The organism is Paeniglutamicibacter antarcticus (assembly GCF_039544305.1).
GTDB classification, from domain to species: domain Bacteria; phylum Actinomycetota; class Actinomycetes; order Actinomycetales; family Micrococcaceae; genus Paeniglutamicibacter; species Paeniglutamicibacter antarcticus_C.
In genome coordinates this window covers 26102-39525 of the sequence record NZ_BAABLK010000088.1, presented here as the reverse complement: position 1 = coordinate 39525, position 13424 = coordinate 26102, and the positions used below count along the sequence as shown (strand labels likewise).

11 protein-coding genes are annotated in these 13424 nt (G+C 59.2%); 6 read left to right on the top strand and 5 right to left on the bottom strand.

The window, feature by feature from the left end; genetic code table 11:
• Nucleotides 1-606 precede the first annotated feature (606 nt).
• Complete coding sequence (locus tag ABEA12_RS16425) at nucleotides 607-1278, bottom strand: response regulator (RefSeq protein WP_210102065.1); 672 nt, start codon at nucleotides 1276-1278, stop codon at nucleotides 607-609.
• 110 nt (nucleotides 1279-1388) lie between these two features.
• On the opposite strand from ABEA12_RS16425, the gene ABEA12_RS16420 reads away from it, so the two are divergent.
• The 3 genes from ABEA12_RS16420 (at nucleotide 1389) to ABEA12_RS16410 (ending at nucleotide 3998) form a co-directional block, all read left to right on the top strand.
• Nucleotides 1389-1589, top strand: a complete 201-nt coding sequence (locus ABEA12_RS16420; RefSeq protein ID WP_210102064.1) for a hypothetical protein — start codon at nucleotides 1389-1391, stop codon at nucleotides 1587-1589.
• Between the two features lie 18 nt (nucleotides 1590-1607).
• On the top strand, nucleotides 1608-2897 hold the full coding sequence (locus ABEA12_RS16415; RefSeq protein ID WP_210102063.1) for a sensor histidine kinase: 1290 nt from the start codon (nucleotides 1608-1610) through the stop codon (nucleotides 2895-2897).
• A 477-nt stretch (nucleotides 2898-3374) separates the two neighbouring features.
• Nucleotides 3375-3998, top strand: a complete 624-nt coding sequence (locus tag ABEA12_RS16410; protein WP_210102062.1) for a malonic semialdehyde reductase — start codon at nucleotides 3375-3377, stop codon at nucleotides 3996-3998.
• A 79-nt stretch (nucleotides 3999-4077) separates the two neighbouring features.
• On the opposite strand, the gene ABEA12_RS16405 is transcribed toward ABEA12_RS16410, so the two are convergent.
• Together ABEA12_RS16405 and ABEA12_RS16400 are read right to left on the bottom strand one after the other, a co-directional pair.
• Nucleotides 4078-5241, bottom strand: coding sequence for a hypothetical protein (locus ABEA12_RS16405; RefSeq protein WP_210102061.1), 1164 nt, complete (start codon nucleotides 5239-5241; stop codon nucleotides 4078-4080).
• Between the two features lie 70 nt (nucleotides 5242-5311).
• Complete coding sequence (locus ABEA12_RS16400) at nucleotides 5312-8689, bottom strand: DEAD/DEAH box helicase (RefSeq protein WP_210102060.1); 3378 nt, start codon at nucleotides 8687-8689, stop codon at nucleotides 5312-5314.
• Nucleotides 8690-9229: 540 nt separating this feature from the next.
• Between ABEA12_RS16400 and ABEA12_RS16395 the strand changes: the two genes are divergently transcribed.
• Nucleotides 9230-10507, top strand: coding sequence for an NAD(P)/FAD-dependent oxidoreductase (locus ABEA12_RS16395; RefSeq protein ID WP_210102059.1), 1278 nt, complete (start codon nucleotides 9230-9232; stop codon nucleotides 10505-10507).
• Between the two features lie 115 nt (nucleotides 10508-10622).
• Complete coding sequence (locus ABEA12_RS16390) at nucleotides 10623-10913, top strand: hypothetical protein (protein ID WP_210102058.1); 291 nt, start codon at nucleotides 10623-10625, stop codon at nucleotides 10911-10913.
• 202 nt (nucleotides 10914-11115) lie between these two features.
• Here ABEA12_RS16390 and ABEA12_RS16385 read toward each other — a convergent pair whose 3' ends face one another.
• Together ABEA12_RS16385 and ABEA12_RS16380 are read right to left on the bottom strand one after the other, a co-directional pair.
• A complete protein-coding gene (locus ABEA12_RS16385) occupies nucleotides 11116-11970 on the bottom strand; it encodes an NAD-dependent epimerase/dehydratase family protein (protein WP_210102057.1) in 855 nt (284 codons plus the stop codon).
• The gene (locus tag ABEA12_RS16380; RefSeq protein WP_210102056.1) at nucleotides 11967-12596 is read right to left on the bottom strand and encodes a uracil-DNA glycosylase family protein; all 630 of its coding nucleotides are present in this window, start codon (nucleotides 12594-12596) and stop codon (nucleotides 11967-11969) included. The genes ABEA12_RS16385 and ABEA12_RS16380 overlap by 4 nt, the downstream gene beginning before the upstream one ends.
• A gap of 136 nt (nucleotides 12597-12732) precedes the next feature.
• On the opposite strand from ABEA12_RS16380, the gene ABEA12_RS16375 reads away from it, so the two are divergent.
• A complete protein-coding gene (locus ABEA12_RS16375; RefSeq protein ID WP_210102055.1) occupies nucleotides 12733-13239 on the top strand; it encodes a nucleoside deaminase in 507 nt (168 codons plus the stop codon).
• The last annotated feature ends 185 nt before the right edge of the window (nucleotides 13240-13424 follow it).

The window sequence follows — 13424 nt, the reverse complement described above, 5'->3', positions numbered from 1 at the left end:
CTTCCTGCCCGCCGCCGCGGCATAACTTCCACTCGGTGCCTAGGATCCGTTCCGAGCGCCCTGCACTGGATCTGCACCATCCCGAGCTCAGTGCCCGCATAACACCGGAAGGTTCTGTAGCAACAATTTTTGGGCCTGCTTCTCAGAAAGACACCGGAGAAACCAGCTAGTCCTGCCTATCGGGTGCGAACTGCATCTCGGTCACAGCTGTTGGTGAGGTGTTTTCGCCGTTCCATTGGATGGCAAACAAACACTTCACATGCTGATGCGCGGTTAGCGCCAACTGGTGGGGACCGGCAGTGATGCCGAATCCTCGTCGGAACCACTGGTGGAACCGAAGCCTTGAGTAGCCAGCGAAGAGACGAATGGTCCTATCATGTAGCCATGTTGATCGGCCACGGTGAACAGTGCGCGCGCCAGAGGATTTCCACGAGAAGTACCCTACGTATTGAGGCCTGCTGCTATTCGTCGAGAGTCGGTTTTTGTAGAAGGAAGCTCCCAGAGTTCCGGTTAGATCCCGTCACCTGAAGAGGACCCTGATACGAGCGGGCCGGGCATCGCTCGAAGAACGGCGCCGTTCCCCAAGTGTTGAGCAAAACCAGCGGGCTAGTCCATGTGAAGCTCGACCAGGCCGTACTGAGCTCCCCGGATCAAGGCTTGGACCCTGTCACGAACCCCGAGCTTGGCCAGAACGCGGCTCAGGTGTGCCTTGACCGTCGCTTCTGAGACGTGCATCTCTGCGGCCATCTCGGAATTGTTTTTGCCATGGGCAAGCAATTGCAGGACCTCGTGCTCCCGCTCAGACAAAGCTATGGGATTCTCTCCCATGGCGCTGTTGGCCTTTACCTCGTGCGCATCACGAATAGCTAGAATGAGATCCTGTGACACCGACGCGGAGATGGCTGCGCTTCCGTCCTGAACTGCTTGGATGGCGGCTAGGATTTCCTTGGGTTCGGCATCCTTGACTAAATAGCCGGCTGCTCCCGCGCGCAGGGCAGGGACCAAGTATTCCTCCGACGAAAACGCAGTAATCGCCAGCACTCCAATGCCCGGGTAGTTTCGGGTGATGATTTCAGTTGCTTCAACGCCATCCATGCGAGGCATCTGCATGTCCATGAGGACAACATCAGGGTTGTTGCCGGCGCAGAAGTCCACTGCTTCGATGCCATTGGTCGCCTCTCCAAGCCATCGGAATCCTGGCGCTGCTTCAAGAATTATCTTAAGGGCTTGACGCATGAGAGGTTCGTTATCAACTACAAGAACTTGGATTTCAGTCACGGTTTCGAGTCTAGTGATCTTTTGGAGAATCAGGGACGAGACGGCGCTGCGGCGACAATCATTGTGAAACCACCTGTTGACTTCCGAAGATAAGTGCAAGAATTAGCATCATGACTCGTAAAACTCGTATTTTCGCCGCTATAACCATGTCTGCTGCCCTGTTGCTGCCGGCCGCCGTTCCAGCCCAGGCAGCAGTTTTGGCGGGTCCTGTGGCCCAAAGCATCTCCTTCCCTGTGGCCTCGCCTGCCGGCGCCTCGGATGCGTTCAACGATTGGCTATGCCGCTACCTCGGAGCAGCATGCAGAAGATAGAACTTTAGACTTTTTGGGATGGGTTCTTCATTGGACGGGAATGAGACGGTGAGTCCCACCGGTTCTACCCATCAAGTCGTCTACGAGAGACCTTCCTCCACTCTAGGGAGGAAGGTTCGCCTCGTTGCAAGCGGCGTAGTTGCCCTGTTGTTGGTAACCGACATTATAAGTTTGGTTGCGGAAACTGACGCGAGTGAGTTCGAAAAGCGCGCCAAGGAAGTAGGCGTAAACGCTCTCTATGCACTTTCTGTCGGGCTGTTATGGGTTCGGGCTAGGTACGCGGTTATTGTATCTGTCGCGGCAATGATGTTAACTGCATTTACTGGGGTGTATCTCGTCGCCCTGTTTGCGGTCCCACTCCTTGTCGGCGTAATATCACTGGTCGAAACGCGCAAGTTTGCCTTCAGATACCTCTGTGTCACCGGCCTATGGGCAATCCTAATCGGGGTTCGTCGGCCCTATGATGTCGGTTTCCTGATCATTCTCGTGCCGTTGATAGTCATGGCATATTTAGTGGCGCGCTTCGTTCGAAAGTTTCAGGAGCAACGCGACGCCGATCGGCGACGCATCGAGGTCCTACGCCGCAAACAGCAAGAGGCCGTCGATGCCGAGAGAAAGGCGATCGCGCGGGATCTGCACGATATCGTCGCTCACGACATTACGGTGATTTCAATGCAAGCCCAGGCAGCAGGGTTTTCAGGAGACCCAGCCGTTGCCCAGGCTGCGCTCAAAGTCATTGGTGTCACTGCAAAGGAAGCGCTGCAAGATCTGCGGGTCATGCTCAACGTCCTGCGTTCGGACGGGCCGGCAACGCAGGTTGGTGGATCTCTGATCGACTCGGCCGGAAATGCCGCGAGTAGCCTCGAGATCCTGATCGGCGTTGAAAGTTTTGCTGAACGACTGATCGACCTTGGCCATCCAACCAAAACGACTGCCGACCCAAGGCTTGCTGGGTTGCCGCAGTCCGCGCAAGCGGCTCTGTATCGGGTGCTGCAGGAATCAACCACCAACATCGTAAAGCACGCGCAAGAGCATGCTGTATGCCGCATTGAGGCACTCATGGTTGGGGACCGCGTATGGCTTGAAGTTGCCAACGCGCTACCAGGGAACAGCGCGGGTGACGGCAGTGGCCGCAGTGGACTTAGTTCAGGGATCGTCGGGATGTCCGACCGTATGGCAGCGTTCGGCGGGACGCTATCCGCAAAGCATGTCCGGGGCGATTGGGTTGTGCGTGCGGAGTTACCAACTAGTTCCATCGACGCGGATAGTTCCATCGACGCGGACCCCACTGTGATCAACGATTCCTAGATACCCGCAGGGCAAATAGGCAGGGCTAATAGTGAGGATACCTCACTAAGTATGGCCAAAGGTCTAATGTGCAGCAGGTTGCTTCGTGGTTACAGTAGTAAATACATCGATAAATAAGTCGATCGGTGGGAACCGGGAATGTTTTGCGAGTGGCATTTCCAAGACTCATCATCCAGCACGCCAGACGACGCCCGACCCTATGGACCTAGCCCCCAAGTTGGTTCATAGCACAGGAATTACGCCAAATGCTTTCCCCCAAGGAGCATTTGACATTGAATATTCCTAGGTCACCCAGGTTGCTACCTCCCCCAAGAGTAGCAACCACCGGCATCGTCGGGCGTGCTGTAGTTTAACCCTGGTGACGGTTCAGGCTCATTGGTGATGCGGTTCATAGGCCACGAGGGAATGCTGCAGGGGGCCACCGCGGTTCTCTTTTAGTAGGAGCCCAACGTAGAGCCGCAAGGAGAACCACCCCACATGAGCGTCGAAGCCGCTACAACCGTTTACGACCAGCTGTCGATCGATGCAGACACGGCCGACAGGCTATTCATCAAGGCCCGTACCGCGAACACGTTCTCCGACGAGAAAGTATCGGACGAGACGCTGGAAGCCATCTACGAGCTCACGAAAATGGGCCCGACGATGATGAACAACCAGCCATTGCGCATCACCTGGGTAAAGAGCGCCGAAGCCCGGGAAACGGTTGTTTCCAAGATGTTGGAAGGGAACCGCGCGAAATCCCTGAGTGCGCCGGCATTGGCTGTGCTGAGCTACGACGCCGACTGGCATGAGCAGTTCCCGCTATTCTTCCCCCACGCACCCGAGCGCAAGGCGAACTTCGACGAAGATGTTGCTGCTCGCGCCGAAACCGCTAAGAACAACGCTTGGATGCAGTCCGGATACTTCATCATGGCTATTCGTGCTGCAGGGTTGCACGCAGGGCCCATGGGCGGCTTCGACCCTGTCGGCATGGACTCTGTGATTAATGAGGGTACCGCCAACCACGCGTTTTTGGTCGTCAATATTGGAACGCCGGGCAAGAACCCGTGGTTCGATAGGCTGCCGCGCCTAGATAGCGATGTGGCAACAACCAGTATCTAAACGCTGGTAACGGCACTAAAAGCCGTGGGGTGTCGGAGATGCATGCGCCTCCGACACCCCACGGCTTTTAGTGCGCCAACTAGGACAGGAGTTCCTCCGCGACCCGGGTCAGCGCACGTTCCAGTGGACCCCGTAGCACACGTGGTACGCGAATGTGCTTGCCGATCCGCACCATGCCCTCGGACTCGACTGCACGCAGTAGCGCTTCCGCACCCGGCACGGTCCTTTCGAGCATCGGTTGTAAGTGGGCCTGCTCGGGATTCAACTCCCCGGGTGTGGGGACCGAGAAAGCCACGGCTGTTGGCGGGGGATTCGCCGACCCCGCCTTGGCCAGCAATGCGGCAGCCATCTGCACAATGGTGTGGTCGGCGTTCGGGCCCACGGCATTGAGCAGGATGTGGGTGTAGATGCCCTCCGCAACCAGGTCCTTGGCGCCCCGGGCGCCGAATCCCGAATCCGCGAAGAGCGCCTCCGACACAACTGGGTTGTGAGTAACCTTCTCGTCACGAATAACCAGAGCCCCGGCGCGCAACAGCGCATCCCAATACGCGCCCAGCTTTGGAAGTTGGGACATCGTTGCGATGGTGGCGCCTGCCTCCGGAACCCAATGCACCGTTGGTGCTTCCACCGCGGGATCAAGCAGTACCACGAGTCCAACTGCGGCAGCTGCCGAGACCAGGTCACTCTGGAGCACTAGCCCCTCAGGCGTGACCTCGCGACAGGATCCGACCCATCCCAGCAGCGCCCGGGCAGTGCCCACCATGGGCAACTTTGCCCAGCGCGCATCCGCGCTCGTCTCGTCAAGCTCGGGGACGACGACGGGGGACTCCCCGCCTTGGGCGGAAAGCAGGTCAAAGACCGACTTGAACTCTTCCACCGAGCTGGTCCAGCGACCGCTTTCAGCCAGAAAGAGCATGAACTCCCGCAGCATACTGGCACAAGCCACTGCTACTTCGTCACCGATGGATCGAAGGTCCGTGAACTGGATAGCCAATGCGTCGCGGTCGAATTCAGACACCGCGACCTTGTCGCGCAGCCGGGCATGGACGGTCAACAGGGTGACAAGTCCTTCGATGCCGGCCTCCGAATCGGTTGGTGAATGGCGCTCGTTGAAGAACGCGCGAAGCTGGGCGGTGTAAGGCCGCATCGCCGTGCGGACCTGGTTCTCGAATTTGGATGCCGCTGCGCTTGGATTACGGCCGGGGTGCCCGCCGCGCGCCTTGTTGGTGACAGATTTAGACATATTGGTGTCGTGCCCTCCTGCTTCTTGAAATCCTGGATATTGCGGCAGCAGTGCTGCTTGGCAGCGGCGCCTACTCCGCGAAGAGCGAGCGTACGTCATCGGCGCTGATGGCCGATGCAAATGCCGCATCGTCATCGAGCACCGCGGTGAAAAGCTTGGCTTTCTTTTCTTTCAACACCATGACCTTTTCCTCGATGGTGTTCTTGGAAACCATGCGGTAGACCATGACATTGCGTTTTTGGCCGATACGGTGGGCTCGGTCGACGGCTTGGTTCTCCGAGGCAGGGTTCCACCACGGGTCCATGAGAAAACAGTAGTCGGCTTGGGTTAGGTTCAGTCCGAACCCTCCGGCTTTCAAGGAGATCAAGAAGACCTTGACCTTGCCCGAAGTGAAGGATTCGATGACCTTGGCCCGCTTGGTGGTAGACCCATCGAGATATGCATGCTCGATCCCGGCCTCGGACAGCCTGTCGCTGGCTTTGGACAGGAAAGAGGTGAACTGGCTGAATACCAGGGCGTTGTGGCCCTCGGCGGTCAGATCCTCGAGCTGTTCCAACAGGGAATCGAGTTTGCTGCTGGGCACCGAGGCGTACTCGTCGTCGATAAGCGAGGCATCCAGGGCAAGCTGTCGCAACTTGGTGAGTGATGAGAACACCGCGAAGCGGTTCTTGTCCATGTCCTCGAGCATCCCCAGGACTTTTTGCCGTTCACGCTGTAGGTGGCGTTGGTAAATGGTGCGGTGCTTAGGTCCCAGTTCGAGCTCCAGGACCTGCTCCTGCTTCTCCGGCAAGTCGGTGGCGACAAGCTCCTTGGTACGGCGCAGCATCAACGGACGGATCCTGCGCCGCAGCCGAACCAGTGCCTCGTTGTTGCCGTCCTTCTCGATTGGCTTGCGATAGGTCTCCTCGAAACGCTTGAGCGTGGGGAACAGCCCCGGGGCAGCAATCGCAAACATGGACCAAAGCTCGGAAAGGTTGTTCTCCATGGGAGTGCCAGTGATGGCCAACTTGAATGGGGAAGGGAAGTCGCGGGCCTGCTTGGCGGCTTGGGTGGCAGGATTCTTCACGAATTGGGCCTCGTCCAGGATTAGCCCGGAGAACGTGGTCTCGGTGTACTCGGCATGGTCGATGCGGAACAGCCCATAGGAGGTGATGATGATGTCCACCTCGGCGGCAATCTCGTTGATCGGGACCCCACCGCAGCGCACTGTCTCTGTGATATAGATGCTGCGAAGATCGGGTGCGAATCGGACCGTTTCAGCGGTCCAGTTGGATACGACGGAAGTGGGCGCCACGACCAAGAACGGAGGCATCTTGCCATCTGCGTCGTTGTGGTTGTCCTTGACATGTTGAATCAATGCCAAGGTCTGCAGTGTCTTGCCCAGACCCATGTCGTCGGCGAGCACTCCTCCGAGACCATTGTCGTAGAGGAACGAGAGCCATTCGAAGCCCTCGCGCTGGTACGGGCGCAACGTGGCATCGATGCTGGTGGGCAGCGATGCATGGGTTACCTCGAGAATGTTGCTTAGCCCTTCCGTGGAGGACCGCCATGCGGCGCTGGCTTCGACATTCGTGGCGACGTCCTTAAGGTCTTCCCAAAGCGATGCCTGGTGCTTGGAAATCTTGATGGTTCCGTCACTTGAGGCATCCGAGAGTGCACGGGCTTCCTCAATGAGACGGCGAAGCTGTTCGTATTCCGGGCGATCAAGGGCGAAGTACTTGCCATTCGGGAGCATCAAATGCTCATCCCCGTTCGCCAACGCCTGGAAAAGCTCGGTGAACGGGACGTTGTTCCCGTCGATCCGCACCTCGACGCCTAGGTCGAACCAGTCGTTGGTTTCGGTGTTCTCGGCGGAAATGGTGATGAGCGGGTCCGCAGTGAGTTCCTCGTACTGCGTCGGTTCACCCTCGATGGTAATTTTGAGGTTGTCCATGGTCTGCAACGCGGGCAATGCCTCGGTGGTGAACCGTGCGGCCTCCACGCCACTCAAGACAATGGCGGCGTCGTTTGCCTTTACCCGATGCTGCGGATCGGCAAACACCGTGCTGAACGCACCAGGAAAATTGACCATGGCGGCACCGGCTTCGCGCTGAAGCGCAAGCTCCGCCTTGGGGTTCCGCAGGACGGGGCTTCCCTGCGCCTGGCTCAGGGGGACCGTGGCATCTCCATAGGAGTAGCCCCAATGCAATCCGATTCCGGGGGTGCCGGCCTTCTCGCTCTTGCCGTTTCCTTGCGAACCAGAATTAGTCATGAGGTGCTTGATGCCCAAGAGCATTTTCGGGGCCATCGCGGTAGGAACCTCGATGGAATGGTCCACGGACGAAAGTTCCGCTGTCTTGGCGAGCCTTGGAAGGTATTCCTGTTCAAAGTTGTCCCGGCCATTGGCCGGGACAAGAATTTTTTTGTCCGTATTCAGCATTCCGGTGACCAGCCCGTGGAGTTTGGTGCGCGTCGGGGCCAGATGAAGGTTCACGTGCTTCATGTGCTCGGTGGCGTCCCACCAGAACACGCCGTGGTCGGCAACGGCGCCGATGAAGTCGCTATCGAAATCCGGCGGCAAGACATCGACCGATGGCCGTATCCGGAGTTTCTTCCCCTCTGAGGCTATGTCGGTGCGCACAGTGACGGCATCGTGGCTTGTAACTGTGGATTTAGCAGACTGGCCGCGCAGCCCGATGCCAAGGGCAAGGGCCCGCTCCAAGTGCTTCCACACCATCGGAGTCAAGAAATCGCTGGCCGCAAGGTGGGTTCCGTTCCACGCGACAAAGGAATTCAGCTGCAGCAAGGTGCAGAACCACTCCACTTGGTCCGGATCGTACGCATGGTCGAAGGGCAGTTTCGGGATGCCCCCGGTGCGTGTGTAGCGGAAATGTTGCCAGGCAAGGTTGCCCGAGACCCAGCGGTTCTTGTCATTGAGTTGAACCGGGCGCAGCAGCAACTCCAACTTGGAGGTGTGGGGAATATCCCCGCTCTTGATCTTTTGCATGGCGGCCGCATGGTATCGCTGCGGGGTCTTTGGACGAAGCTCAAACTGGACTCCGAGGGTGCGTTCCCCGGCTTCGGGGCGAGACGCATCTTCGTCGCCTATCAACGAGTCCAACGTGCGCTCCCACGGGGCACGCTGGTCGGGGTCCTCGTAATTTATTTCATCCCACATGTATGCCAGTAGCGCGGCCGCCGCGTGTTTGCAGTTCGATCCCACGGGGCAGGTGCAGATCCCGAGTTGTGGCATCAGCGTGCCGTGGCGGACCTGGGAGTGAACGGCTGTGCGATAGACCTTGCCTCCGGACCCTTGGACGCTGGCGCGCACGATGCCCATTGGTGCGACCCAACTGACATCCAGCACCCTTCCTTGGCTTGCGTATGCTGCTCCGCGGTCCATGCTCAGTGGCCCGACGAGGTCCAGGATAAAGGCGGTTGAGGTGAGCACAGGTACGGCGGAAGACATGAATTCAGTCTAAAGGGTGCCTCCCCCGCGTGGGGCACGGAACTGCCCCACGAGAGCCACCGGCTGAAACCCGAACCAAGTGACCGGTGGCTGCGGTGGAGAGGTCTTCCTTTAGCGACGGCCGGCGAGAAGCCCTGGGGAGCTGGGCCGGAAGGCCCCCTGGAGGTGTCATTGGGGTTTCTGCGGCTCCTCGAACACAGCGCTCCCGTGGGAACGGCCCTGGAAATTCCCAGCGAGGGAAGCAAACGGCTTCGTGCAGGCGGGTGACTTCACCCGGGTGTCAGCGTGGATAGCGATTCACCGGACGTCTTTGATCGAGGATGAACATAGAATAATTGGTGTCTAACGGGTCAGAAGGTGGTGCACTTGAGCACTGAGAGTATGAAAAACGGAAAAATACTTCTTTTTCCGAATTTTTTACAGACAACACACCATTGTGGTCTGCGTCACCGACTAAAAGGGAAGTGCCGTTGCTTCGCACCGCATTCCCCGCCAGAGTTGAAGCCAAGTGCTCGAAAAATCTTGAACGGAGTGTGAACCATGGCCAGCGCAACGACGCCTGAACATGTTGTAATCGTCGGAGCCGGGTTCGTCGGCTTGTCCACCGCGTGGTACCTGCAGGAGGAGGGTGTCAAGGTCACTGTCGTTGACCGTGGCGGAGTCGCCTCGGGCGCCTCGTGGGGCAATGCCGGCTGGTTGACGCCTGCGCTGACGCTGCCGATCGCGGAGCCTTCCATCTTCGCCAACGGGCTGAAGATGATGTTTGACCCGGCGTCCCCGCTTTACATTCCGTTGAAAGCCGACGGCAAGCTGCTTCGCTTCCTGCTGGGCTTTACCTGGCACAGCACCCCGAAGAAGTGGCAGCAAGCCATGCGGATCTACTCCGAGATCGGTACCACCGGTCTGGATGCCTTCGACGAGATAGCCGAAGGCACCAACGCAGGACCCGGTGTGGCAGAGAAGACCAAGCCCGCAAACCCGTTCCTGACCGGTTTCAAGTCGCTCAAGGACCGTGATGGTCTCATCACCGAGTTCGACATGATCCGCAAGACCGGTGGCAGCGTCGAGTATGACCTGCTCACCGGCGACGAACTGCGGACCATCGAGCCAACGTTGTCGGACGACGTGGCGGCTGGCGTGGCTATCAAAAACCAGCGCTTCCTGAACCCTCCGAAGTACATGGAATCGTTGGGCGAATCCGTTGTGGCCCGCGGCGGAGACATTGTTGGGTCATTCAACGTCACCGACGTCCGCGACAACGGCAGCTCGGTCACCGTCATTGGTTCGGAAGGTCGCGCGATCACAGCGGACCACGTGGTCATGGCCACCGGTGCCTGGCTCAACGACCTGACCAAGAAATTTGGCGTGAACGTCGTCGTCCAGGCCGGTCGTGGATACTCATTCACCGTGCAGCCTGAGGTCATGCCGACCCACCCGATCTACTTCCCGTCCCAGCGGGTGACAGGTACGCCGCTCGGTGACCGTTTCCGCATTGCCGGAACCATGGAGTTCCGCGACGCGAACCATCCGCTGGAGCCAAAGCGCATCGAGGCCATTGTTGCCGCGGCCGCCCCGGTTTACAAAGGCATCAACTGGGAGAACCGTAAGGAAGAATGGGTTGGTGGCCGTCCATGCACCGCCGACGGGCTGCCGCTGGTTGGAGCCACCAAGTCACCGCGCGTGCACGTTGGCGGCGGACATGGCATGTGGGGCGTGGCCTTGGGCCCGCTGAGCGGCAAAATGATTGCCGCAGGAATCCTCGGCAAGGAAAAGCCTGCCGTGGCTCGCCACTTCAATGCCTTGCGCAAGGGCTTCTAGCGCCGTATCAGGAGAAATGATTTGATGCCCCCGGGTCGTCACGGAACAAAAGTTCCGTGACGACCCGGGGGCATTCTCGTCGTTTGAAAGCCTATCGCCGTGGAACCATGTGTCCGTGGGCGAGGCACCCAAGGGCCTGAACGAGAACCAGTGCAACGCGCAGGGGAAAAACTCCGGCAACTACCGGGTGATTCAATTTGGACTGGTGCCGTTCATGATGCTGGTATTTGCCGCCGAGGTCGTGGTGTCTTGGGGCTATGGCCTCGGGACCAGCGACTCCGAATCGGCCATCGGGGACGGGCTGGTGGCCTTGCTGGTGTTCGGCCTTTTCACTTATGCTTCCTATATCTGCTCAAGATCCGGCGACGGAGCACCGGTCTGGGCTGGCGGAGCTTCCCATGGGTGATCCGGCAGACCAAACGGGCCACAGAGCCGGCAATTTTCGTATTCTCCGGCGCGACTTGGTTGCGCTGAAGGTGGCGAAGAATGCATCGCAGGGAAAGCCCAGCGGCGACGAGCTGGAGATGCTTCAGGAACTGGATCCGTCGCTTTCCACCCCTGGAAGATATCGCCGGGGCGCGAAAGTCAAGTCTGAGCGCCCGACGGGATCAGGGGTGGCGTACACCCTCTCCGGCAAGCACGCTTGCATAGCCTTCGCGGTAGCTAGGGTAGGTGAAGTTGAAGCCGGTTTTCAGCAGGCGAGCATTGGATACGCGCTTGTCAGCGGAGCGATTAGCCGGCGCGGAGGCTGCTTCCGGCGCTGGCAGGTTCAATGAGTCGGCAATAAAACGCTGGACATCCGCCATATCCGCCGGTTCGTTGTCGACGCCGAGGTAAAGCTCGTGGGCAGGTTGCTGCATGGTGCACAAGTGCACGATTGCGGCTGCGGCATCATCGCGGTGGATCCGATTGGTCCAGGTCTTGTCACGCGAAGAGCGGGCCGTCCCGTTGCGTACCTGGGTGATCAGTCGGTCCCGCCCGGGCCCGTAGATACCGGACAGTCGCAAGACCAGGGGCGCGTCCGCGTGTTCGACGACCACGTCTTCTGTCTCAGCCAGAATCCGGGCCGTTGGTGTGATCGGGGAAACGGGGGTCAACTCGTCAACCCAGCCACCTGCGGCATCTCCGTATACGGCGGTGGAGGAAACCAACAGGAATCGCTGGGGAGCGACCTGGTCGCGTTCAAGGGCAGCGAGGACACGTGTGGCGGCGGTGAGGTAAGTGCGCCGGTAGGCCTCTTCGCTGCGTTCGGAAGCTGCGGGGGTGAAAACCACGAAGTCCGTGTCTGCATCGATAGCGGGCAACGGACTGGCGGCATCGCCAAGATCGACGCGTTGCGTGGTGAACGAACCAGGCAAAAGCTCGGTCCTGCGACGCCACGCGGTGACGTCGTGCCCGGCCGCGATGAAACGGAGGCCTGTCTCGGTGCCGAGGTCCCCGGCACCGAGGATCAGGACCTTCATTTGACCATCGGGCGCAATCCGGCACGAGCCATGGCGTCGACGTAGGCCGCAACCATTTCATCGAACCATGCCTGCTGCTTTTCGGCCGATCCCAGGAACGCCCGGTCAGCTGTTGAGCGGACCTCGTAGATCTTGATGCCACGCTGGTTGATAACCTGCTGGCCACCGGCCTTGATCCAGGCCTGTACCAAGCGCTTGGCCTCGGTTCCATGGGCAACGATTGCCGAGGTGCGGTACGCGATGCGCATGAGCTCCTTCAGCGGACGGATACCTGCTTTTACCTGATCCGGTGTCAGCTTGGTGCCGCCCTCGGGCAGCTCCCACGGAAACACGTTCCACGGGATACCAAAACGCGGCTCCAACCCTGCAGCCTCATAGACTGCAGCAAGCCGTGCCGCGGTGGGATCGTCGTTGCGCAAGGACAGGAAGCCCGAAGACGTTCCGGGTCCCGGCGCGATTTGCAGGGAAATAACTCGGGCTTCATCGACGTCGTGCACCGGATCGATGAGCGGAACCCGGGAACCGGGCTGTTGGTCTTCCAGCTTGCGACACAATGCCGTGAGTTCGGCGACGGAATCGTCCTCCACCTTGCTCAGCTGCTCTTCAAAGTACTCGGATTGGCTCATTATTCACCTTTCGCCCTCCCAACGAGCCTACGCCGAATATGGCTTGGGCGCATTCCGCCGACAGATGGGGCGTGGTCGGAATGGGATATAAGGAAGCATTCTTGGGAGAACCGCGGCTGTGTTGCATGATGGTGCCATGGATCTGACACCTAGCGACATGGAACATTTGCGGCGTTGCGTTGAACTGGCCGAAGAGTCCTTGGAAGCCCAGGACGAGCCCTTCGGATCCGTTCTGGCCAACGAAAAAGGAGAGGTGCTTTTCGAAGACAGAAACCGTGTCGCCGGCGGGGATACGACGGCACACCCGGAAATAGCCATCGCTCAATGGGCGTTGGCGAACCTTGACCCGCAGGAACGTGCGAGCTCGACGGTGTACACCTCCGGGGAGCACTGCCCCATGTGTGCCGCCGCCCATGGATGGGCGGGCCTCGGCCGTATTGTGTACGTTGCCTCAGCCTCCATGTTCGAGGCCTGGCAGGGCGAATGGGGCGCCGCACGGGGGCCTGTTGCCGCATTGCCGGCGGAAGTGGTCGTTCCGGGCCTCTTCGTCCAAGGGCCCGTCGATGAACTGGTTCCGAGGGTTCGCTACCTGCACTTTCGGGCGTTCCAAGAGTCTTCGCAGCACGCGGCCACGCAGGACTGACAGGGGGATCAAAGTTACCGCGCGGTACCAAGTTCCATATTGTGAAACGCGATTCCACGCCCTAGTCTGGAAGCTGATAGATGTTGCCGTTGTCACATGAGGGCTGTAATGAGTTTCGCGCCTTGCCGACAGGATTTCTCCGAGCGCCTGCCAGCGCCGGAAAGCCCATGGCCCGATAGATGTGT